This is a genomic window from Cupriavidus cauae (genome assembly GCF_008632125.1).
Classification (GTDB): Bacteria; Pseudomonadota; Gammaproteobacteria; order Burkholderiales; family Burkholderiaceae; genus Cupriavidus; species Cupriavidus cauae.
Genome location: NZ_VWRN01000019.1, coordinates 142,850 through 163,605 on the forward strand (window position 1 = coordinate 142,850; position 20,756 = coordinate 163,605).

The following is a 20,756-nucleotide window of genomic DNA, read 5'->3' on the forward strand; positions in this document are numbered from 1 at the left end:
GCGCTGCCCCGCCGGCCCCTCGCCGGCGGCACCGGCAGCGGCCGCAAGCCCACGAGGCATGCGGTGCACGAGGAGACCACGATGAATGTCTCGCTTCCGCAGTTGAAGGCCTTCGCCGCCGTCGCGCGGCATCGCAGTTTCACCCGTGCCGCCGCCGAACTCGGACTGACGCAATCCGCCGTCAGCCGCAGCGTGCGCGAGCTGGAAGAGGAAATCGACCTGCGCCTGTTCGACCGCACCACGCGCCAGGTCGAGCTGACCGAGGCCGGCACGCTGCTGTCCGAACGCATCTGCCATCTGATCGACGAGGTCGAACAGACCTTGCACGAAACGCACTCCAGCGCGCGGCCGGCGCATGGGCGCGTGCAGCTGGCGGTAGGGCCGATGCTGTCATCCATGCTGGCGCCCGCGTGGCTGCAGGCCTGCCAGAGCGCGTGGCCCGACATCGATATCGTGCTGCGCGATGTCGCCCCCGAGGCGGCGCTGCATGCGGTGCGCGGCGGCGAGGTCGATTTCGCGGTGGTCAGCGACCCGGAGCCTTGCGCCGAACTGCAGTTCGAGCCGCTGTACGAGGAGACCTTCCATGCTGTGCTGCCGACCGGCCATCCGCTGGCCTCGCGCGAGGCGCTGGGCTGGGGCGACCTGAACGATGCGCAGCTGTTCGGGCTCGACCGCCAGTCGGGCATGCTGGCCGCCATCGAACGCGCCATGGCCGCCTATCACGTGCGGCCGCGGGTCTATCGGCCCCTGGGCCATTTCTGCGCGGTGCTGGGCATGGTGGCGCGGCGGCAAGGGCTTGGCGTCGTCCCATCGCGCGCCCGCGCCGCCGGCGTCCCGCCCGGCGTGGTGCTGCTGCCGCTGCGGCCGCATGCCGCCATGCAGGTTGTGCTGGTGCGCCGCAAGGGGCGGTCGCTGAAGCCGAACGCCGCCGCCATCTGGCGCGTCATCACCGAGCAGGAGGGCCCCGATGTGGCGCTGAAGACCGGCTGACCGCGGCCTGTGGCACAGGAGCGACAGACTAGGGGCGCTGTTTGATATATCACATACAGAATATTTACTTCTGGTGCGTTGCACCATATACTGGACATTCCTTGATTGATGTCTTATCGGAGTGTCCTGATGCAAACCACCCTGTTGACCCTGCTGTCGCTTGGCCTGTTCTCCCTCGGCGTGTCCGCCACCGTGCTGCTCGCCACCTGCCTGCCCGCGCCGACGCTGCTGCGCGCCCAGGCGCACGGCCGCTTCGCCGGCCTCGGTAGCGCCCCGCGCGATGATGGCGCCAGCGAGGACTCGCACAAGGCCGCCGGCCAGTTCGTGTTGACCCATGCCTGAGGCGGTTCGCTGGCCGCGCCGCCGCTTGCCGTGACCTTCGGCAGGCGGGGGGCGCCGGCCCCCGCGGCCAGCTTCCTCACGACCTTCCTCTTGTCTTTCTTTCCCCCTCCTTCTCCTCCTTTACACCGGGTCGTCCGCCTTTCGCGGCCTGCGTGCCATCGCCTGTCCTCTGCAAGACCACCGTTCCAGCATAGGGATTTACCCGTAGCGCCGAACTGGCGATGAAGAACCGCGCGCCCATCCCGCCCGGGACGTTGTGCAAGGTCTCTGCCTTTTCCGCGCGCCGCATTGATGCGCGAAGGCGCGCTAACTCACTGATATGCCGAGGCTTGCCGATATGCGCAGCCGTGGTGTTGATGCGCGCCATGCAGCAATGCCTGTCCCGGTGTGTCGCGTTGATGCAATGAACTTCTCAATGGCCCCCGCATGCCGTGGGCGAGCCGCCCGGTAAATCGCCTTGACCTAATTGATATATCACATACCGTATAGCACTGACGGCGCCCCCGACGTGTCGGCAAGTCGGGCGGTTTCATCGCAGAGGGTCGATCAAGACCCCATTCCGCAAGGAGACACCATGCAACAACCCCAGGAAGCGCAGCGCTCGCCCTTTGCCTCGCCGTGGGTCCAATTGGCCTTCGGCGTCATCTGCATGGCGATGATCGCCAACATGCAGTACGGATGGACGCTGTTCGTCAATCCGATCGACGAGAAGCACCAATGGGGACGCACCGCGATCCAGGTTGCGTTCACGATCTTCGTGGTCACCGAGACCTGGCTGGTGCCGATCGAGGGCTATCTGGTCGACAAATACGGGCCGCGGCCGGTGGTGGTCGGCGGCGGGCTGCTGTGCGGCGTGGCCTGGGTGCTGAACTCGATGGCCGAGTCGCTGCCGATGCTGTATTTCGCCGCGGCGGTCGGCGGCGTCGGCGCCGGCGCGGTCTACGGCACTTGTGTAGGCAACGCGCTGAAGTGGTTCCCGAACCGGCGCGGGCTGGCGGCGGGCATTACCGCGGCGGGGTTTGGCGCCGGCTCTGCGCTGACCGTGGTGCCGATCGCCTACGTGATCAAGAACAGCGGCTACGAGGCGGCGTTCCTGTGGTTCGGCCTGGGGCAGGGCCTGGTGGTGTTCTTCCTCGGCATGGCGCTGTATCCGCCGTCGGCGAAGATCCTCGACGAGGTCAAGAGCACGCTGAAGGCGGCGGCCACCTACAACGCCTCGCCGCGCCAGGTGCTGGCCTCGCCGATCTTCTGGATCATGTATGCGATGTTCGTGATGATGGCCGCCGGCGGGCTGATGGCAACCGCGCAGCTGGGCCCGATCGCCAAGGACTTCGGTCTCGACAACACGCCGGTGTCGATCCTCGGGCTGACGCTGCCGGCGCTGACCTTCGCGCTGACGATCGACCGCGTGCTGAACGGTCTCACGCGTCCGTTCTTCGGCTGGGTCTCCGACAATATCGGCCGCGAGAACACCATGTTCATCGCCTTCGCGGTCGAAGCCGTCGGCATCCTGCTGCTGTCGAAGTATGGCCATCATCCGGTCGCCTTCGTGGTGCTGACCGGCGTCGTGTTCTTCGCCTGGGGCGAGATCTACAGCCTGTTCCCGGCCACCTGCGGCGACACCTTCGGGCCGAAGTTCGCCGCCACCAATGCCGGCCTGCTGTACACGGCCAAGGGCACGGCCGCCTTGCTGGTGCCGTTCAGCAGCGTGATCACGGCGGCCACCGGCGACTGGCATGCGGTCTTCATGCTGGCCTCCGGCATGGCGGCGTTCTCGGCCTTGCTGGCGGTGTTCGTGCTCAAGCCGATGCGCGAGGCCCATATCCGCAAGCATGTGCATGCCAGCGCCGTTCACCCGATGGGCTTGCAGCCGGTGCCGGACGATCTGACGTAGCGGGGTCTGCAGCAAGGGCGGGCGCGCCCACCGTGATGCCGGTGGGCGCGGGAATCAGCAGCGGCGGCAGGGCCCGCGGCCGATGGCGCTATCATCGACCCGGCGGCGCCCCCCAACGCCGCTTCCCACAGGCATCCAGGACAACGAACAGAGATGACCATGAATCAGGTCGTGATCCCCATTCCGGTCGACAGCATCGGCCGGCAGCGCAAGCGCCGCCAGCCCAAGGGGCGGCAAGTCGACCCCGCCGCGCTCGCCGAGGTGCGCGCGCTGCTCGGCGAGGCGCCGCGCCGGCGCGATCTGCTGATCGAACACCTGCACGCGATCAACGATCGCTATGGGCAGCTCGCCGCGCCGCATCTGGCGGCATTGGCCGCCGAGATGAAGATGGCGCAGGCGGAGGTCTACGAGGTCGCGACCTTCTATCACCACTTCGACGTCGTGCGCGAGGATGCCGATGGCGCGATCGCGCCGCCGCCTGCGCTGACCGTGCGCGTTTGCGAGGGCATCGCCTGCGAGATGGCCGGCGCGCAATCGCTGCTCGACAAACTGCCTGCGCTGCTCGGCACCGACGTGCGCGTGGTCGCCGCGCCCTGCATCGGCCGCTGCGAGCGCGCGCCGGCGGCGCTGGTCGGACAGAATCCGGTCGACGTGGCCAGCGCGGAGGCGATCGTCGAACGCGTGGCCGCGGGCGCGGTGCGCCACGAGCCCGAGCCGTACGTCGACTACCAGGCGTATCGCGAGCAGGGCGGCTACCGCACCCTGCGCGCGGTGGCCGACGGCGCGCTGTCCGCCGACGACGCCATCGCCACGATGGAGCATGCGGGACTGCGCGGCCTCGGTGGTGCCGGTTTCCCGGCGGGACGCAAATGGCGCATCGTGCGGGCCGAGGACGGCCCGCGCCTGATGGCCGTCAATATCGACGAAGGCGAGCCCGGCACCTTCAAGGACCGCTTCTATCTGGAGCGCGATCCGCATCGCTTCCTCGAAGGCATGCTGATCGCCGCCCGGGTCGTGCAGGTCGATGCGATCTATATCTACCTGCGCGACGAGTACGCCGGCTGCCGCGCGCTGCTGACCGAGGAACTGCGGCGGCTGCGCGAGGACCCGCCATGCGCGGACCTGCCGCCGATCGAGTTGCGGCGGGGCGCCGGCGCCTATATCTGCGGCGAAGAGTCCGCGATGATCGAATCGATCGAAGGCAAGCGCGGCTGGCCGCGGCTGCGCCCGCCCTATGTGGCGCAGGTCGGCCTGTTCGGCCGGCCGACGCTGGAGCACAACTTCGAGACGCTGTACTGGGTGCGCGACATCCTGGAACGAGGACCTGAGTGGTTCGCCGGGCAGGGCCGGCATGGACGCAAGGGACTGCGCTCGTTCTCGGTGTCGGGCCGCGTCAACAAGCCGGGCGTGCATCTGGCACCGGCCGGCATCACCATCACGGAGCTGATCGACGAGTATTGCGGCGGCATGCTCGATGGCCACCGTTTCTACGGCTACCTGCCGGGCGGCGCGTCGGGCGGCATCCTGCCCGCGTCGATGGGCGATATCCCGCTGGACTTCGACACGCTGCAGCCGCATGGCTGCTTCATCGGCTCGGCGGCAGTGGTGGTGCTGTCGGACCACGATCGCGCGGTCGACGTGGCGCGCAACCTGATGCATTTCTTCGCACACGAGTCCTGCGGCCAATGCACGCCCTGCCGCGTCGGCACGGCCAAGGCCGTGCAGCTGATCGCGCAGCCGCAGTGGGACCGGGAGGCGCTGGCCGACCTGTCCGCGGTGATGCGCGATGCGTCGATCTGCGGGCTGGGGCAGGCCGCGCCCAATCCGATCGACTGCGTGATCCGCTATTTCCCGCACGAGCTGGCCTGAGCGCGAGCAGCCGCAACAAGCCGCAAGCAGCCCGAAGAAGCCGCCGTACGACAGATCCGACAGATCCAAGAGACCGCCATGAATGCATTGACCCGCGCCGAACGCGCCCTCGTCCAGGCCTCCGATCCCGCTTCGGTCGCCTTCCAGCTGAACGGCCGCGAGGTGGTGGCCGCGCCCGGCGAAACGCTGCTGCAGGTGGCCAGGCGCGAGGGCGTCGAGATTCCGCACCTGTGCTACAAGGACGGCCTGGAGCCGGCCGGCAACTGCCGCGCCTGCATGGTGGAGATCGATGGCGAGCGCGTGCTGGCGCCGTCGTGCTGCCGCCAGCCGGCGAACGGCATGAAGGTGCAGACCGATTCGCCGCGCGCGCGCAAGGCGCAGAGCATGGTGCTCGAGCTGCTGCAGTCCGACATGCCCGAGACCGCGTACACGCGCGACAGCGAACTGGACCAGTGGTCCGCGCGCCTCGAGATCGGCAAGCCGCGCTTTGCGCCGCGCGCACCCGTGGCGCCCGATCTGTCGCATCCGGCCATCGCGGTCAATCTCGATGCCTGCATCCAGTGCACGCGCTGCCTGCGCGCCTGCCGCGACGAGCAGGCCAACGACGTGATCGGCATCGCGCTGCGCGGCGCCGACGCGAAGATCGTGTTCGACATGGACGATCCGATGGGCACGTCGACCTGCGTCGCCTGCGGCGAATGCGTGCAGGCCTGCCCGACCGGCGCGCTGATGCCGGCGCGCGCCGCCGCGCTGGCGGTGCCTGACAAGCAGGTGCAATCGGTCTGCCCATATTGCGGTGTCGGCTGCCAGCTGACCTATCACGTCAAGGACAACCGCATCCAGTACGTGGAAGGGCGCGATGGCCCGGCCAATCACGCGCGGCTCTGCGTCAAGGGCCGCTACGGCTTCGACTACGCCGCGCACCCGCACCGGCTGACGGTGCCGCTGGTGCGCCGAGAGGGCGTGCCCAAGCGCGGCGATGCGGTGATGGACCCCGAGCGCGTGATGGAGGTGTTCCGCGAGGCGACGTGGGAGGAAGCGCTGGCGCTTGCCGGCGGCGGCCTCGCGCGCATTCGCGATACCCACGGCAAGCGCGCGCTGGCCGGTTTCGGCTCGGCCAAGGGCAGCAACGAGGAGGCCTATCTGTTCCAGAAGCTGGTGCGGACCGGCTTTGGCAGCAACAACGTCGACCATTGCACGCGGCTGTGCCACGCCTCGTCGGTGGCGGCATTGCTCGAGGGGATCGGCTCGGGCGCGGTGTCCAACCCGGTGATCGATGTCGGCAAGGCCGAGGTCGTGATCCTGATCGGCGCGAATCCGACCGTCAATCATCCGGTCGCGGCCACCTGGATCAAGAACGCGGTGCGCAACGGCACCAAGCTGATCGTCGCCGATCCGCGGCGCTCGGACTTGGCGCGCTTCGCCTATCGCTTCCTGCAATTCCAGCCGGATACCGACGTCGCGCTGCTCAACGCGATGATGCATGTGATCGTCACCGAAGGGCTGGTCGATCGCGACTTCATCGAGAGCCGCACGATCGGCTACGAGGAACTCGAGCGCAATGTGGCCGCCTACAGCCCCGAGGCGATGGCGCCGATCTGCGGCATCGACGCCGAGACGATCCGCCATGTCGCGCGGCTCTACGCGACAGCGGGCAGCGCGATGATCCTGTGGGGCATGGGCGTGTCGCAGCACGTGCATGGCACCGACAATGCGCGCTGCCTGATCGCGCTGGCGCTGATGACCGGCCAGATCGGCCGGCCCGGCACCGGCCTGCATCCGCTGCGCGGCCAGAACAATGTGCAGGGCGCCTCGGACGCCGGGCTTATTCCGATGATGTATCCGGACTACCGGCGCGTCGACGATGCCGAGGCCGCGTCGCGATTCGAGGCGCTATGGGGCACGCCGCTCGATCGCCAGCCGGGTTTGACGGTGGTCGAGGTGATGCAGGCCATCGAACGCGGCGAGGTGCGCGGCATGTACATCATGGGCGAGAACCCGGCGATGTCGGATCCCGACGCGCAGCATGCGCGCGAGGCGCTGGCCGCGCTGGATCATCTGGTGGTGCAGGACATCTTCCTGACCGAGACCGCCTATCTCGCCGACGTGGTGCTGCCGGCCTCGGCCTTCCCCGAGAAGACCGGCACCTTCACCAATACCGACCGCATCGTGCAGCTCGGCCGGCAGGCCATCGACCCGCCGGGACAGGCGCGCCAGGACCTGTGGATCATCCAGCAGATGGCCGCGCAGTTGGGCCTGGACTGGCGCTACGGCGACGTGGCCGAGGTTTTCGACGAAATGCGGCTGGCGATGCCGAGCATCGCAGGCATCACCTGGGAGCGGCTGCAACGCGAACACGCGGTCACCTACCCGTGCCGCGCCGAAGGCGATGCCGGCGAGCCGGTGATCTTCACCGACGACTTCCCCACGCCGACGGGCCGCGCGCGCTTCGTGCCGGCCGATATCGTGCCCGCGGCCGAACGGCCGGACCAGGACTATCCCTTCGTGCTGATCACCGGGCGCCAGCTCGAACACTGGCACACCGGCAGCATGACGCGCAGGGCGGGGGTGCTCGATGCGCTCGAGCCCGACCCGACCGCGCTGGTCCATCCGCTCGATCTGGCGCAGTGGGGCGGCAAGCCCGGCGACGTCATCACGCTGGCGTCGCGCCGCGGCGAGGTTGCGCTGTATGCGCGCGCCGACGAGGGCACGCCGCGCGGCGCGGTGTTCGTGCCGTTCTGCTATTACGAGGCGGCGATCAACAAGCTGACCAATTCGGCGCTCGATCCGTTCGGCAAGATCCCGGAGTTCAAGTACTGCGCGATCCGGGTGACGCTGGGTGGCACACCGCCGGAGCAGTCGAGCTATGGGGGCGGGCAAATCCTGGCGCGGGCCGGCTGAGGGATCGACACGACGGACTCCATCGACCCAAGGTTCGAGTTCGAGTTCGAGGCTGGCGCGGCGCGGGTCCTGCGACGCACGCGCAACGGCATGGCGCAGAGGCGGCCCGTAAGGGTCGGAATCAGCGGGCCACGCCAAGGTCTTCGGTTCGCACCGCCGAGCGTACCGTCCGCTCGGCATGCTGCGGCGGTATCGCGGCAGCGGGCGCGCCGCGGGACGACAGGCGCTGCGCGAGGAAGGCGACGACCTGATCGATCACGCCCGCATCGCGCAGGATGCGCCGATGGCCCAGGCCCTCGGTGGTCAGCAGCGTGGCGCCGGGCCACGAACCGGCGATCGCGGCGCCGTCTTCCCAGCGCACCTCCTTGTCGTGGCGATCGTGGACGACCAGCGTCGGCGGCACCGGGCGGCAGCGGCCGATATCGGGCACGTTGAACGCACCCCATGGCATGCCGAGCCACTGTTCGCTGTTGCGCTGCACGCGCGCCAGTACCGCGGGCGCGACGCCGAGCTGCCAGGCCAGCGTGGCCGAGGCGTGGCGCATGTCGGCGGGCGCGCCGATCAGCACCGCGGCAGCGGCGGGCAGCCCTTCGCGCAGTGCCAGCGCCGCCGCGGCCGAGCCCAGCGAGTGCGCGACCACCGCATGGATCGGCCCGGCGTGCCAGGCGGCCGCCAGCAGCGCGCGCGACATCTCGATCAGCGAGCTTTGACCGGGGCCCAGCGCACCCGCATCGGAGGCGCCGTGCGACAGCGCGTCGAAGGCGACCACGCGATGGCCGGCGGCGAGCAGCGCGGGCACCAGCGCCTGCCAGTGCGCGGCATTGCCGCCCCAGCCGTGCGCCAGCAGCACCGCCGGGCCTTCGCCGTGCCAGCGGTAGACGCGCACGCGGCGCGTCGCGCCGCCGCCAGTGACCAGCGCCCAATCGGCGCGCGCCCCGGCGAGGAAGGCCTGCCCGGCGGCATCGACGTTCGCGTCCGGCACGCCGAACCAGGCCCGTTCGAAGGCGCGCGCGGTCTGCTCGGGAAACAGCGCCGACGCGGTCTGCCAGCGCAGGCGCCGCCATGCCAGGCCGGCCTGCGCCAGCCGCGCGGCGATCTGGCCCGGTGCGGCCTGGCCGGGGCGAAGGGGAGACAGGGCCTGTGTCACGATATTCACTCCGTTTGCGGTTCCATCCCCAACCCGTCGACCTCGCTGCGCGGCCCCCTCGTGCTGCTCTCGGGCCTCGATAAGACCGACCGGTCGTGCTATTTATCGGCGAAAACATTGCCGAGGAAAAACGTTGCCTCGGGGGACCAGCGCAAACGTTCGGCGCGTGCGGCCTGTCCGGCTTGCGGGCGTCCTGTGCGGCCCTGTGCGGTCCTTGTGCGGCCTATGCCGCCGCGCGTTTGCCTCTCGTGACCAGCGAATGGAAGGCGCGGCGCGCCATCGCCTGCGCATCCGCGCGTCCGAGCATCTTCAGCGATTGCTGGAAGGCCATCACGATGCCGGCCATCTCGAAGGCAATCTGGCGCGGTTCCTCGTCCGCGCCCAGGCTGCCGTCCTGAATGGCGTCCGACGCGACGCGGACCACGATGCCGTTCCAGTCCTTCAGCGCGCGGACCAGCATGTCGCGGATCACGCCGGGCCGGTCGCGATACTCCTGGCCCAGCGCCATGAACAGGCAGCGGCCGCCGGAGTCGGTGCTGCCGATCCATTCGAGCTGCCCTTCGAACAGCGCGCGCAGGCGCGGTATGCCGCGCGGCTGGCGCAGCGCGGGCTGCACCACCATCGCCGTGAAGCGCTCGATCGCCAGTTCCAGCACTGCCTGCTGCAAGGCCTCCTTCGACTTGAAGTGCGCGTACAGGCCGCTCTTGGACATGTCCGTGCTGGCGGCCAGTTCCGCGAGCGACAGCTGCTCGAATCCGATCCGGGTCGCGGTATCGAATGCCTGAGCGATGATCGCGCTGCGCGTCAGATGGCCTTTTTGCATGCTCGGAAGAATAGCACGACCGGTCGGTCTGTCAAACCGAACTTGGCGCTAACGAGCCCTATTCGCTATTGTGGAAGCACGGGCACTTCAAAGGGCCCGATATCGCGACGGCAGGGCTGGAGGAAAGCCAACCGGCACAAACCGTGAATTCTGTAAAAGTGTTTCCCTGATTACATACGGAACGCGACGTGTGCTCTATACTCGAATGCACGTCCGCGCACTTTCTTTTTTGGTGACTGGAGACCGATATGAACAGTACAGCCGTGCCACGAGGCGCTAGCGAACCGTTCCGGCAACTGCGGGCATTGCGCCGAGCGCGCAAGCTCAAGCAGGAGGACGTCGCCCGCAAGGCCGGGATCTCCCGGGAGGCGTATCTGCGCGCGGAGTCGGGCCAGGCCGATCCGCGTATGTCTACCTTCCTGGCCGCCTGCGAGGCGCTCGGTCTGGAGGTGGTGCTTGCCCCCCAGCATCTGGCGCAGGACGTCAACGCCTTCATCGCCAGCCGCAACGGCGGCGTGACCGCGGCCTCGATGGCCGGTCCGGCGGGCGGTGCATCGGCGTCCTCGGCTTCATCCGCCTCCTCGGGCGGCGGCACGTCCGGCGCGGGTGGCATGGGCACCCCGCAGGGCGAAGGCCAGAAGCCGGTCTGATCCTGTCATCTTCCCCTTGCGGCCGGCGTTCGTCCGGCCGCTGGTTTTAGCGCCGCGCGGCCTCCCACCGCATCCGGCGTGACCGGGCGCGTTCGTCCAGGCGCCTTCGTCCGGGGGCCTTCGTCCGGGCGCGTTCGTCCGGTAGCACTTCCGCGTTCCCTTCTCCGCCGTTTCTCCCGCGCTTCCGGTTCTCCGGCAAAAGCCGCCGTGCGCACATCGCCGTGCCGCCGCGGGCCCTTCACGTCTTTTCCCGTCGCCTTCCTCTACTTCGCTGCCGGCTTTTCGGCCGAATCCGGATTGACACCTTTCGTATCGCTGATTACGATTCGGTAAATTCGTTTCACAATACGTAATTCATCGGCTGGCCGCGCGTGATGCCGCGCCATGCGGCCTATGCTGGGAAATGCGCGCCGGCAGGCGCCGAACCACAGCCCCAGACAGCACCAAGCAGAACGGAGACAAGCCCCATGTCCAAAGCCTTTGCGTCGCAAGCCGACCTCGAAGCGAAGCAGGTCACCTTCACCAGGCTGTCCGACAACGCCTACGCCTATACCGCCGAGGGCGATCCGAATTCGGGCGTGGTGATCGGCGACGACAGCGTGCTGATCGTGGACACCACCGCCACGCCCGCGATGGCGCAGGATCTGATCGCGCGCATCCGGACCGTGACCGACAAGCCGATCAAGCACGTGGTGCTGTCGCACTACCACGCGGTGCGCGTGCTGGGCGCGTCGGCCTATTTCAGCGAAGGCGCGCAGAACGTGATCGCCAGCCGCGGCACCTACGAGATGATCGTCGAGCGCGGCGAGGCGGACATGAAGTCCGAGATCGAGCGTTTTCCGCGGCTGTTCGCCGGCGTCGAGACCGTGCCGGGCCTGACGTGGCCGAACCTGGTGTTCGAGCGCGAGCTGACGCTGTTCCTCGGCAATCTGGAGGTCAAGATCCTGCATCTCGGCCCCGGCCACACGAAGGGCGATACCGTGGTGTGGATTCCGTCGCAGAAGATCCTGTTCTCCGGCGACCTGGTCGAGTACGACGCGGCCTGCTATTGCGGCGACGCGCAGCTCGAGGAGTGGCCGGCCACGCTGGACGCGCTGCGCGCGCTGCAGCCGCAGGCGCTGGTGCCGGGACGCGGTCCCGCGCTGACCACGCCGGAGCAGGTCGACAAGGGCCTCGCCTACACGCGCGATTTCGTCAGCACGCTGCTGCAGCGCGGCCGCGAGGCGGTGGCGCAGAAGCTCGACCTGAAGGGCGCGATGGCGCATACGCGCGCGGCGATGGACCCGAAGTTCGGCCACGTCTTCATCTACGAGCACTGCCTGCCGTTCGACGTGGCGCGCGCCTATGACGAGGCCAGCGGCATCAAGCATCCGCGCATCTGGACCGCGGAGCGCGACAAGGAAATGTGGGCCGCGCTGCAGGACTGAACGCCGGCGGCATGCTGGCCGCCGCAGTTCGCGGGACAGCGGGCGCGGCGGCGGGATGGAGACGACATGGAAACCCCAGCTCAGGCAAGCGAGAACGATCCGGCAAAGGACCGAGGCACGGATCCGGCCCACTACGCGGCCCGCACCTTTGCTTACCGTCGCTGCGCGGAACAGCAGGCGGGCGTGCAGGCTGACGTGGAAGGGGGCTTGCAAGGGGGCGTGCAAGGGGATATGCAACCCGGCGTGCAACCCGGGGTGCAAGCGGATGTGCAAGCGCCGCTGCGGCCCGTGGTCGTGATCGGCGCCGGTCCCGTCGGCCTCGCCACCGCCATCGACCTGGCCCAGCAGCAGGTGCCGGTAGTGCTGCTCGATGACGATTGCACGCTGGCCAGCGGTTCGCGCGCGATCTGCTTCGCCAAGCGCACGCTGGAGATCTTCGATCGCCTCGGCTGCGGCGAGCGGCTGGTCGACAAGGGCGTGCGCTGGCACGTCGGCCGCGTGTTCTTCGACCAGGAGCAGGTCTACAGCTTCGATCTGCTGCCCGAGAGCGGCCACCATCGTCCCGCCTTCATCAATCTTCAGCAGTACTACGTCGAGGGCTACCTGGTCGATCGCGCGGGCGAACTGCCCGGTCTCGAACTGCGCTGGCGCCATCGCGTCAGCGGCCTGCGGCAGGAGGCCGATCGGGTCGTGCTGACGGTATCGACGCCCGAGGGCGACTACACGATGGCGGCGCGCTACGTGGTGGTGGCCGACGGCGCGCGCAGTCCCGTGCGCCAGCTGATGGGGCTGCAAAGCCAGGGCCGGACCTTCCGCGACCGTTTCCTGATCGCCGACGTGCGGATGGCCGCCGGCTTCCCGGCCGAACGCTGGTTCTGGTTCGATCCGCCGTTCAACCGCAACCAGTCGGTGCTGCTGCACCGGCAGCCCGACAATATCTGGCGCATCGATTTCCAGCTGGGCTGGGATGCCGATCCCGAACAGGAACGCCAGCCCGAACGCGTGCTGCCGCGCCTGCGCGCGCTGCTCGGGCCAGACGCGCAGTTCGAGCTCGAATGGGTCAGCGTCTACACCTTCTCGTGCCAGCGCATGGAGCGCTTCCGCCACGGCCGCGTGCTGTTCGCCGGCGACGCGGCGCATCGCGTCTCGCCGTTCGGCGCGCGCGGCGCCAACAGCGGCGTGCAGGACGCGGAAAACCTGGCGTGGAAGCTGCGGCTGGTGCTGGCCGGGCTGGCGCCGGACGCGCTGCTCGACACCTATGCCAGCGAGCGCGAATACGCTGCCGACGAGAACATCCTGCATTCGACGCGCTCGACCGATTTCATCACGCCCAAGAGCGCCACCAGCCGCGTGTTTCGCGATGCGGTGCTGCGGCTCGCGCGCCAGCATCCGTTCGCGCGCCAGCTGGTCAACAGCGGCCGGCTGTCGACGCCGACCGTGCTGACGCCGTCGCCGCTGAACACGCCCGATACGGCGGCGTTCGGCGGCGCGATGGTGCCCGGTGCGGTCTGCGCCGATGCGCCGGTGCGCGTCATGGGCGAGGAAGGGCAGGGCACGGCAAGGCAGGGAAACGAGGCGCGGGGCGAGGGCTGGCTGCTGCCGCATCTCGGCAGCGACTTCACCGCGCTGGTGTTCGCCGACGCTCGGGGCCTGTTGCCGGCGGCGTGCGCGGCGCTGGAACAACTGAGCGCCGCGCCGGTGCCGGTCAAGGTGGTCTGCGTGATGCCGCCGACGCCATCGACGCCATCGACGCAGCCCACGCCAACGTGCTCTCCAACGTCCTCGCCAACGCTCATGGCCACGCCGACGTCAACGCCGACGCCGACGCCGACGCCAACGTCAACGCCGACGCCAACGCCGACTTTGCCGCGCGGCGCGGTAATCCTCGAAGACATCGACGGACTGGCCGCGCGCCGTTACGACGGCCAGCCCGGCACCTGCTATCTGCTGCGCCCCGACCAGCACGTCTGCGCACGCTGGCGCCAGGCCGAGCACGACGCGCTGCTGACCGCGCTGCGCCGCGCGCTCGGCATGCTCGACGTGCAATGGCGTGCGGCGCCGGCCGAGCCGCAGCCGCCGGCCGCGCAACTCGTCACCGAACCCAATCTCGCGCAGCCGGACGACGTCTACGAGTCGCTGCTGGAGATGCATCGCGATCTGAGCGATGCGCAAAGCCAGGCCGCCGACGCGCAGCTGATCCTGCTGCTGGCCAACCACATCGGCGACACCGCGGTGCTGCGCCAGGCGATGGCGCTCGCGCGCGCCGCCGTGCCGCCCGCGGTCCCCGACCCGCAAGCGGACGCCGCCGTGCCGATTCCGGTGCCGGCGTAAGCCGATCACCCCAGCCCATCCTTCTCCGAGAACCTTTCCGAGAACTTTTTCAGAACCTCTGTCAGGACCACCATGACCCAAGCACTACGCCAAGATACCGACGCCGGCGCGCTGCGCTACCAGTCCGGCTTCGCCAACGAGTTCGCCACCGAGGCCCTGCCGGGCGCGCTGCCGGTCGGACAGAATTCGCCGCAGCGCGCGCCGTACGGCCTGTACGCCGAGCAGCTGTCGGGCACCGCCTTCACCGCGCCGCGCGCGCACAACCGCCGCTCGTGGCTGTACCGCATCCGCCCGGCGGCGATGCACGAGTCCTTCGTCAGGATCGAGCAATCGCGCATCGTCAGCCGCTTCGACGACGTCGCGCCGTCGCCGAACCAGATGCGCTGGAGCCCGCTGCCGATGCCCGATGCGCCCACTGACTTCATCGACGGCATCGTCACGATGGGCGGCAACGGCGGCCCGGAGGCGATGGTCGGCTGCGGCATCCACCTGTACCTGGCCAACCGCTCGATGCAGGGCCGGTTCTTCTACAACGCCGACGGCGAGATGCTGATCGTGCCGCAGCAGGGCCGGCTGCGCCTGGCCACCGAACTGGGCGTGCTCGAGGTCGAGCCGCAGGAGATCGTGGTGGTGCCGCGCGGTGTGCGCTTCCGTGTCGAGCTGCTCGACGGCGAGGCGCGCGGCTATATCTGCGAAAACTATGGCGCGCTGCTGAAGCTGCCCGACCTTGGCGTGATCGGTTCGAACGGCCTGGCCAATCCGCGCGACTTCCAGACCCCGGTGGCCTGGTACGAGGACGTCGAGGGCGATTTCGAGCTGGTGGCCAAGTTCCAGGGCAATCTGTGGCGCGCGAAGATCGATCATTCGCCGCTGGACGTGGTGGCCTGGCATGGCAACTACGCACCGTACAAATACGATCTGCGCCGCTTCAACACGATCGGCTCGATCAGCTTCGACCATCCGGACCCGTCGATCTTCCTGGTGCTGCACAGCCCGTCCGATACCGAGGGCGTCGACAACATCGACTTCGTGATCTTCGGCCCGCGTTGGCTGGCGATGGAGCACTCGTTCCGCCCGCCCTGGTTCCACCGCAATATCGCCAGCGAGTTCATGGGCCTGATCGAAGGCGTCTACGACGCCAAGGCCGAAGGGTTTGCCCCGGGCGGCGCGAGCCTGCACAACTGCATGAGCGGCCACGGCCCCGATGCGGAGACCTTCGCGCGCGCCACCGAGGCGGACACCACCAGGCCGCACCGCATCTCCGACACGATGGCCTTCATGTTCGAAACGCCGACGGTGATCCGGCCCACGCGCTACGCCGCCGAATCGGCCGCGCTGCAGTCCGACTACCAGCACTGCTGGCAAGGGCTGAAAAAGCATTTCAACCCGAATCAGCGCTGACGATCGCGCGGCCCGGCATCGCACCACCTATCGCACGTATCGCCGGTATCGAACGCAGCGAACGCAGCGAACGCAGCGAACGCAGCGAACACAGCGAACGCAGCGACCTCAGAACACAGAACCCGTCCAACGCATTGCATCCATGACCCAAGCCCAATCCTCCCGCAGCTGGATCGAATCGGCCAACGACGCCGCCACCCATTTCCCGCTGCAGAACCTGCCCTACGGCGTGTTCTCGCACGGCTCGCAGGCCCCGCGCGTCGGCGTCGCCATCGGCGACCGCATCGTCGACCTGTCGGTGCTGGACGAAGCCGGCCTGCTGCCGGCCGCGACCCGCGGCACCTTCGCCGCGCCGGTGCTGAACCGCTTCATCGCGCTGGGCCGCCCTGTCTGGCGCGAGACGCGCCAGCGCCTCGCCGAGCTGCTGGCGGCCGACACGCCGACGCTGCGCGACGACGCCGCGCTGCGCGAGCGCGCGCTGGTGCCGATGGCCGGAGCCCGCCTGCATCTGCCGGTCGAGATTCCCGGCTACACCGATTTCTATTCGTCGAAGGAGCACGCGACCAACGTCGGCCGCATGTTCCGCGACCCGGACAACGCGCTGCTGCCGAACTGGCTGGAAATCCCGATCGGCTACAACGGCCGCGCCAGTTCGGTGGTGGTGAGCGGCACGCCGATCCGCCGCCCGAACGGCCAGATCAAGCTGCCGAACGAGGCGCGGCCGATCTTCGGCGCCTGCCGCAAGCTCGACTACGAACTGGAGATGGGCTTCATCGTCGGCAAGGACTCGGCCCTGGGCGTGCCGGTGCGCGTCGACCAGGCCGACGATTATCTGTTCGGCATGGTGCTGCTCAACGACTGGAGCGCGCGCGACATCCAGCAGTGGGAATACGTGCCGCTGGGGCCGTTCAATGCCAAGACCTTCGGCACCTCGATCTCGCCGTGGGTCGTCACGATGGAAGCGCTGGAGCCGTTCCGCCGCGACAACCCCGAGCAATCGCCCGAGCCGCTGCCGTATCTGCGCCAGTCGGCGCGCAACGCCTACGACATCGAACTCGAGGTCGCGCTGCGGCCGCAGGACGCCGAGCGCGCCGAGCCGATCAGCCGCACCAACTTCCGTGCGATGTACTGGACGATGGCGCAGCAGCTGGCCCACCACACGGTGTCGGGCTGCAATGTGCGCGTCGGCGATCTGATGGGTTCGGGCACGATCAGCGGCACCACGCCGGATTCGTACGGCAGCCTGCTGGAACTGACCCGCAACGGCAACGAGCCGCTGAAGCTCGCCGGCGGCGTGGAGCGCGGCTTCCTGCAGGACGGCGATGAAGTGGTGATGCGCGGCTGGTGCCAGGGCGATGGCTATCGCATCGGCTTCGGCGAGGTCAGCGGCGAGGTGCTGCCGGCACCGAAGATCGAGGGCTGATCGCCCGCGCGCAGCAACGCCACGCGAGCCGGGCCCGGACTGCCGCGCAGCAACGCCACGCGAGCCGGGCCCGGACTGCCGCGCAGCAACGCCACGCGAGCCGGGCCCGGACCGCCGCGCAGCAACGCCGCGCAAGCCGGCCCGGACCGCCGAAGCAACGCCACCCAAGCCGGGGCCGGACCGCCGCGCGGGGGACCGGGCCGGCGCGGGCCGCACCGTACCCCTGCTCGATCGGCCGTACCGTACCGCGCCGGACCCAGGCGGACGTACCGTGCCGTGCCGGACCTAAGCGGCCGGCGTGGCGTCCAGCACCACCGCCGCGCGGCCCGTCAGCAGTACGGCGCCGCCGCCACGCAGCGAGAATTCGTAGAGCACCTGTCGATCGTCGCCGCCGATGCGTTCTGCCTCGATCGTCAGCGCCCCCGCTACGGTATCGAGCCGCTCGACGAGGATCGCGACCTTGCGCACGCTGGCCAGATAGCCAAGGCTCGGCGCGGCCGCGGCGCCGGTGCGCAGCAGCGCGCCATGCACGGCCATCGCCTGCGCCGCATATTCGATGCCGCACAGCGCGGCCAGCCTTCCTTCGGCACGCAACGGATGCTCGGGCGACGTGTGGTTGCGTGCCTCGCAGCGGATGCGCTGCGCATCCCAGTCGATCACCTCGTCGAGCAGGCACATCGCGCCGCGATGGGGGATATGCGCGGCGATCCAGTCGCGCCGGACCGGCGTGCCGGGCGGCATGGCGGCCGACGACGCGTCGACGTCCCGGGCGTCGTTGGCGTCGTTCGGGTCGTGGGCGTCGTTCACCGCCATGGCGCGACCTCGACGCGCAGCCGCAGCGGGTCCAGATAATCGAGCACCGCCGTGGTGTCGTCGCCGCGTGCCAGCGCTTGCAGCAAGGGCAGGGCGCGCGCGGCCGGGATGGCGGCGCGCAGCGCTTCCAGCGCGGCATCGGCCATCGGCGTCGGTGTCGGCGCTTCGCCTTCGAGCACCAGCGATGGCCGCAGGCTCGCCAGCGTCGCCGCACCCGGCTCGGCCGTCAGCACCAGCGCGAGGCCGAACGCATCGGGAATCGGCCGCGCACTGCGCAGCGGCTCGGGATAGTCGGTGTCGTAGGCGATCAGCACGCAGGGCGAGCCGGTCGCCAGCACCTGGCTGTAGGCATCGAGCAGGCCCGCGGCAAAGCTGCCGTCGTGCGCGCACATCGCGTTGGACGGCGCCATCGCGCCGGTCGCGATGCTCCAGTAGCCGGCCGGTGCGTTGTGCACCGAGTTGTGGAAGCGGGTCGGCGAGATCATGGGATCGTCGCCGGCCAGCGATTCGCAGATCGCGTGATAGTTGTGGCCGTCCGCGCCCGAGGCGCTGAACACGGTTGCCAGCGTGGCGGCATCGCGTCCGCTGGCGGCGATCGCCTGCCGGCCCACTGCGAGCGCGAGCTTGACCGCGGGGCCGGTGCGCCGGCGCTCGGCCGACGGCAGCCCTTCCGGCGCGGGCAACGCGGTGGCGGCGTGCAAATAGGGAGTCTCCGCGCGCAGCACTGCCGCCCCTTGCTGCCAGTCCGTGAGTCCCGGACCGAGCAGGCCGATCCCTTCGACGAACACCGGCGCCGTCATGACCGTGCGCCTTGCAAATGCGCGTCGGCGCGGCCAAACAGCAGGCTGCAATTGGAGCCGCCGAAGCCGAAGGCATTGCTCAGCGCGTAGCGGAGGCGATGGCCGGCATCGGCCGTCCCGGTGCGCAGCAGATAGCCCACCGGCAGCGCGGGATCGAGCTCGGTATCGGCAATGCCGGCCGGCAGCCAGCCCTCGCGCAGCGCCAGCGCGCTGATCACCGCCTCGATCGCGCCGGCCGCGCCCAGCGTATGGCCGGTCGCGCCCTTGGTCGAGCTGCAGGGCGTCGTGCCGAACAGCGCGAGCACGGCCTTGCCCTCGGCGGCGTCGTTGCTCGGCGTCGCGGTGCCATGCAGATTGATGTAGTCGATGTCGGCCGGCGTCAGTCCGGCGTCGGCCAGCGCCTGCTCCATCGCCAGCCGTGCGCCCAGTCCGTCCGGATGCGGGCTCGACATGTGATGCGCATCGCTGGATTCGCCGACGCCGCACAGCAGCACCGCGTCGTCGGGCAGCGCCGCCGCGCCGGAGCCTGGCAGTGATTCGGGCAGTGATTCGGGCAGGGATTCGGGCAAAGATTCGGGCAAAGATTCGGGCAACCGTTCCAGCAGCCCGAACGCGCCGCCTTCGCCGATCGAGATGCCGTTGCGCCGCGCATCGTAGGGCCGGCAGGGCTCGGCCGACACCAGCTCCAGCGAGTGAAAGCCGTACAGCGTGGTGTGGCACAGCGAATCGACGCCGCCCACCAGCGCCGCGTCGATCAGCCCGGCCCCGATCATCCGGCGCGCCGAGGCGAACACCTTGGCGCCCGACGAGCAGGCCGACGAGATCGCCGCAGCCGGACCGGTCAGGCCCAGGTACGCGCGCACGAAGGCCGGCAGCGAGAACGGGCTGTGCCGGTGCGCGTAGTCGAAGTCGGGCGGCAGCGCGCCGGTCGCGGGATCGCGACGCCGGTAGGCCTGCTCGGTCTCGAGGATGCCGCCGGTGCTGGTGCCGAGAAACACGCCGATACGGTGGGCGCCATATCGCGCGATGGCCTCGCGCACGCGCTCGGCGAAGCCGTCCTGTTCGAGCGCCAGCCGCGCCAGCCGGTTGTTGCGGCAGTCGAAGCTGGCGAATTCGGCCGGCAGCGGGGCGTCGTCGACGCCGGCGACCTCGCCGACATGGGTGCGCAGCCGCACGTCGCCGAAGCGGCAGGGCGCGAGTCCGCTGCGCTGGGCGCGCAAGGCCGCGGAGGTCGCGGCCAGGCCATGGCCCAGGCAACTGGTGACGGTGAAATGGGAGAACTGCAGGGCGGACACGGACGGGGACAGCGGACGATCGGGATGCGTTGCGGCGCGTTGCGGCGCGTCGCCGATATTGCGGGGGCGGCCGGGGTTGCCGGCGTTGCGGTCGGTGGCGGGCACCGATGGGCGGCGCGATTGTATCAAAGCGGCTCCAGCTCGCCGGTGGAGGCGGTGGTGGAGGCCGCGGCGGAGGTCGTGCCCGAGGAGCGTGCCGCCGCCTCTCGGGACGCGGTGCCGGGCTCGGCCTGCGCGGCCTGCATGGCCCGCCCGGCCTGCCCCTTGGGCGCGCCCGAAGCATCGAGCGCATCGGCCGCACCGACGGCACCGACCGCCTCGACTGCATCCACCGCATCCACCGTATCCACCGCATCCACCGCATCGAGCGTGCCGACCATCAGCACATTGGCGCCATGCGCATCGCGCGGCAGTGGCACCTCGCGCAGCGTCATGCCCATGCCGCGCAGCAGCGCGCGCCATTCGTCGGCGGGCCGGCAGGTCAGCGGGCTGGTGCGGCCGGCGCGCAGCCACTGCACCACGCGATCGACCGCGCGGCTGTAGCGGGCCCGCCAGCCCGCGCTGGCGTCGCCGACGCGCATCAGCAACCGGCCCCCGGGCGCCAGGCAGCGCAGCGCGTCGCGCAGCAGCGCCTCCTGCGCGGGGCGGTC

Annotated in this window: 16 protein-coding genes and 1 pseudogene; 10 read left to right on the forward strand and 7 right to left on the reverse strand. The window is 69.6% G+C overall.

Features of this window, described 5'->3' with window-relative positions:
* The first annotated feature begins 81 nt into the window (after positions 1-81).
* Both F1599_RS06080 and F1599_RS06085 read left to right on the forward strand, forming a co-directional pair.
* Positions 82-990 carry a LysR family transcriptional regulator gene (locus F1599_RS06080; protein WP_150082525.1) on the forward strand — a complete coding sequence of 303 codons (909 nt, stop codon included), beginning with the start codon at positions 82-84 and terminating at the stop codon, positions 988-990.
* Positions 991-1,119: 129 nt separating this feature from the next.
* Positions 1,120-1,332 carry a hypothetical protein gene (locus F1599_RS06085; RefSeq protein WP_149316229.1) on the forward strand — a complete coding sequence of 71 codons (213 nt, stop codon included), beginning with the start codon at positions 1,120-1,122 and terminating at the stop codon, positions 1,330-1,332.
* A gap of 76 nt (positions 1,333-1,408) precedes the next feature.
* Here F1599_RS06085 and F1599_RS06090 read toward each other — a convergent pair whose 3' ends face one another.
* On the reverse strand, positions 1,409-1,699 hold the full coding sequence (locus F1599_RS06090) for a hypothetical protein (RefSeq protein ID WP_150082526.1): 291 nt from the start codon (positions 1,697-1,699) through the stop codon (positions 1,409-1,411).
* Between the two features lie 207 nt (positions 1,700-1,906).
* Between F1599_RS06090 and oxlT the strand changes: the two genes are divergently transcribed.
* From oxlT to fdhF, 3 genes are all read left to right on the forward strand, one after another.
* Entirely contained in the window at positions 1,907-3,226 is a 1,320-nt protein-coding gene (gene oxlT, locus F1599_RS06095) for an oxalate/formate MFS antiporter (protein ID WP_149316227.1), read from the forward strand.
* Positions 3,227-3,385: 159 nt separating this feature from the next.
* On the forward strand, positions 3,386-5,095 hold the full coding sequence (locus F1599_RS06100) for an NADH-ubiquinone oxidoreductase-F iron-sulfur binding region domain-containing protein (protein WP_150082545.1): 1,710 nt from the start codon (positions 3,386-3,388) through the stop codon (positions 5,093-5,095).
* A gap of 78 nt (positions 5,096-5,173) precedes the next feature.
* Positions 5,174-7,996: a formate dehydrogenase subunit alpha gene (gene fdhF / locus F1599_RS06105; protein WP_150082527.1), complete on the forward strand. Its 2,823-nt coding sequence runs from the start codon at positions 5,174-5,176 to the stop codon at positions 7,994-7,996.
* Positions 7,997-8,117: 121 nt separating this feature from the next.
* On the opposite strand, the gene F1599_RS06110 is transcribed toward fdhF, so the two are convergent.
* Positions 8,118-9,143, reverse strand: a complete 1,026-nt coding sequence (locus tag F1599_RS06110) for an alpha/beta fold hydrolase (RefSeq protein WP_223819505.1) — start codon at positions 9,141-9,143, stop codon at positions 8,118-8,120.
* A gap of 223 nt (positions 9,144-9,366) precedes the next feature.
* On the reverse strand, positions 9,367-9,966 hold the full coding sequence (locus F1599_RS06115) for a TetR/AcrR family transcriptional regulator (protein WP_150082528.1): 600 nt from the start codon (positions 9,964-9,966) through the stop codon (positions 9,367-9,369).
* 248 nt (positions 9,967-10,214) lie between these two features.
* On the opposite strand from F1599_RS06115, the gene F1599_RS06120 reads away from it, so the two are divergent.
* The 5 genes from F1599_RS06120 to fahA all read left to right on the forward strand — a co-directional run bounded on the left by F1599_RS06120 (position 10,215) and on the right by fahA (position 17,198).
* A complete protein-coding gene (locus F1599_RS06120) occupies positions 10,215-10,616 on the forward strand; it encodes a helix-turn-helix domain-containing protein (protein WP_149316224.1) in 402 nt (133 codons plus the stop codon).
* Positions 10,617-11,083: 467 nt separating this feature from the next.
* Positions 11,084-12,043: an MBL fold metallo-hydrolase gene (locus F1599_RS06125; RefSeq protein WP_149316223.1), complete on the forward strand. Its 960-nt coding sequence runs from the start codon at positions 11,084-11,086 to the stop codon at positions 12,041-12,043.
* Between the two features lie 66 nt (positions 12,044-12,109).
* Positions 12,110-14,374: an FAD-dependent monooxygenase gene (locus tag F1599_RS06130; protein WP_150082529.1), complete on the forward strand. Its 2,265-nt coding sequence runs from the start codon at positions 12,110-12,112 to the stop codon at positions 14,372-14,374.
* Between the two features lie 72 nt (positions 14,375-14,446).
* Positions 14,447-15,775 carry a homogentisate 1,2-dioxygenase gene (gene hmgA, locus F1599_RS06135; protein ID WP_149316221.1) on the forward strand — a complete coding sequence of 443 codons (1,329 nt, stop codon included), beginning with the start codon at positions 14,447-14,449 and terminating at the stop codon, positions 15,773-15,775.
* Positions 15,776-15,917: 142 nt separating this feature from the next.
* Positions 15,918-17,198, forward strand: a complete 1,281-nt coding sequence (fahA, locus tag F1599_RS06140; RefSeq protein ID WP_150082530.1) for a fumarylacetoacetase — start codon at positions 15,918-15,920, stop codon at positions 17,196-17,198.
* A gap of 285 nt (positions 17,199-17,483) precedes the next feature.
* Here the strand turns inward: fahA and F1599_RS06145 are convergent, their stop codons facing one another.
* The 4 genes and pseudogenes from F1599_RS06145 to F1599_RS06160 all read right to left on the reverse strand — a co-directional run.
* Positions 17,484-17,939: a hotdog family protein gene (locus F1599_RS06145; protein ID WP_150082547.1), complete on the reverse strand. Its 456-nt coding sequence runs from the start codon at positions 17,937-17,939 to the stop codon at positions 17,484-17,486.
* Between the two features lie 62 nt (positions 17,940-18,001).
* Complete coding sequence (locus F1599_RS06150; protein ID WP_150082531.1) at positions 18,002-18,811, reverse strand: beta-ketoacyl synthase chain length factor; 810 nt, start codon at positions 18,809-18,811, stop codon at positions 18,002-18,004.
* Complete coding sequence (locus F1599_RS06155; RefSeq protein WP_150082548.1) at positions 18,808-20,106, reverse strand: beta-ketoacyl-[acyl-carrier-protein] synthase family protein; 1,299 nt, start codon at positions 20,104-20,106, stop codon at positions 18,808-18,810. Before F1599_RS06155 ends, F1599_RS06150 begins: the two co-directional genes overlap by 4 nt.
* Positions 20,107-20,231: 125 nt before the next feature.
* A pseudogene (locus F1599_RS06160) lies at positions 20,232-20,756 on the reverse strand (hypothetical protein); the annotation flags it as partial.

What these genes read in the sequence shown, in the direction of transcription:
- F1599_RS06080 (WP_150082525.1), top strand. Translation starts at nt 82, where the DNA reads ATGAATGTCTCGCTTCCGCAGTTGAAGGCCTTCGCCGCCGTCGCGCGG.
- F1599_RS06085 (WP_149316229.1), top strand. Translation starts at nt 1,120, where the DNA reads ATGCAAACCACCCTGTTGACCCTGCTGTCGCTTGGCCTGTTCTCCCTC.
- F1599_RS06090 (WP_150082526.1), bottom strand. Translation starts at nt 1,699, where the DNA reads ATGGCGCGCATCAACACCACGGCTGCGCATATCGGCAAGCCTCGGCAT.
- oxlT (WP_149316227.1), top strand. Translation starts at nt 1,907, where the DNA reads ATGCAACAACCCCAGGAAGCGCAGCGCTCGCCCTTTGCCTCGCCGTGG.
- F1599_RS06100 (WP_150082545.1), top strand. Translation starts at nt 3,386, where the DNA reads ATGAATCAGGTCGTGATCCCCATTCCGGTCGACAGCATCGGCCGGCAG.
- fdhF (WP_150082527.1), top strand. Translation starts at nt 5,174, where the DNA reads ATGAATGCATTGACCCGCGCCGAACGCGCCCTCGTCCAGGCCTCCGAT.
- F1599_RS06115 (WP_150082528.1), bottom strand. Translation starts at nt 9,966, where the DNA reads ATGCAAAAAGGCCATCTGACGCGCAGCGCGATCATCGCTCAGGCATTC.
- F1599_RS06120 (WP_149316224.1), top strand. Translation starts at nt 10,215, where the DNA reads ATGAACAGTACAGCCGTGCCACGAGGCGCTAGCGAACCGTTCCGGCAA.
- F1599_RS06125 (WP_149316223.1), top strand. Translation starts at nt 11,084, where the DNA reads ATGTCCAAAGCCTTTGCGTCGCAAGCCGACCTCGAAGCGAAGCAGGTC.
- F1599_RS06130 (WP_150082529.1), top strand. Translation starts at nt 12,110, where the DNA reads ATGGAAACCCCAGCTCAGGCAAGCGAGAACGATCCGGCAAAGGACCGA.
- hmgA (WP_149316221.1), top strand. Translation starts at nt 14,447, where the DNA reads ATGACCCAAGCACTACGCCAAGATACCGACGCCGGCGCGCTGCGCTAC.
- fahA (WP_150082530.1), top strand. Translation starts at nt 15,918, where the DNA reads ATGACCCAAGCCCAATCCTCCCGCAGCTGGATCGAATCGGCCAACGAC.
- F1599_RS06145 (WP_150082547.1), bottom strand. Translation starts at nt 17,939, where the DNA reads ATGCCGCCCGGCACGCCGGTCCGGCGCGACTGGATCGCCGCGCATATC.
- F1599_RS06150 (WP_150082531.1), bottom strand. Translation starts at nt 18,811, where the DNA reads ATGACGGCGCCGGTGTTCGTCGAAGGGATCGGCCTGCTCGGTCCGGGA.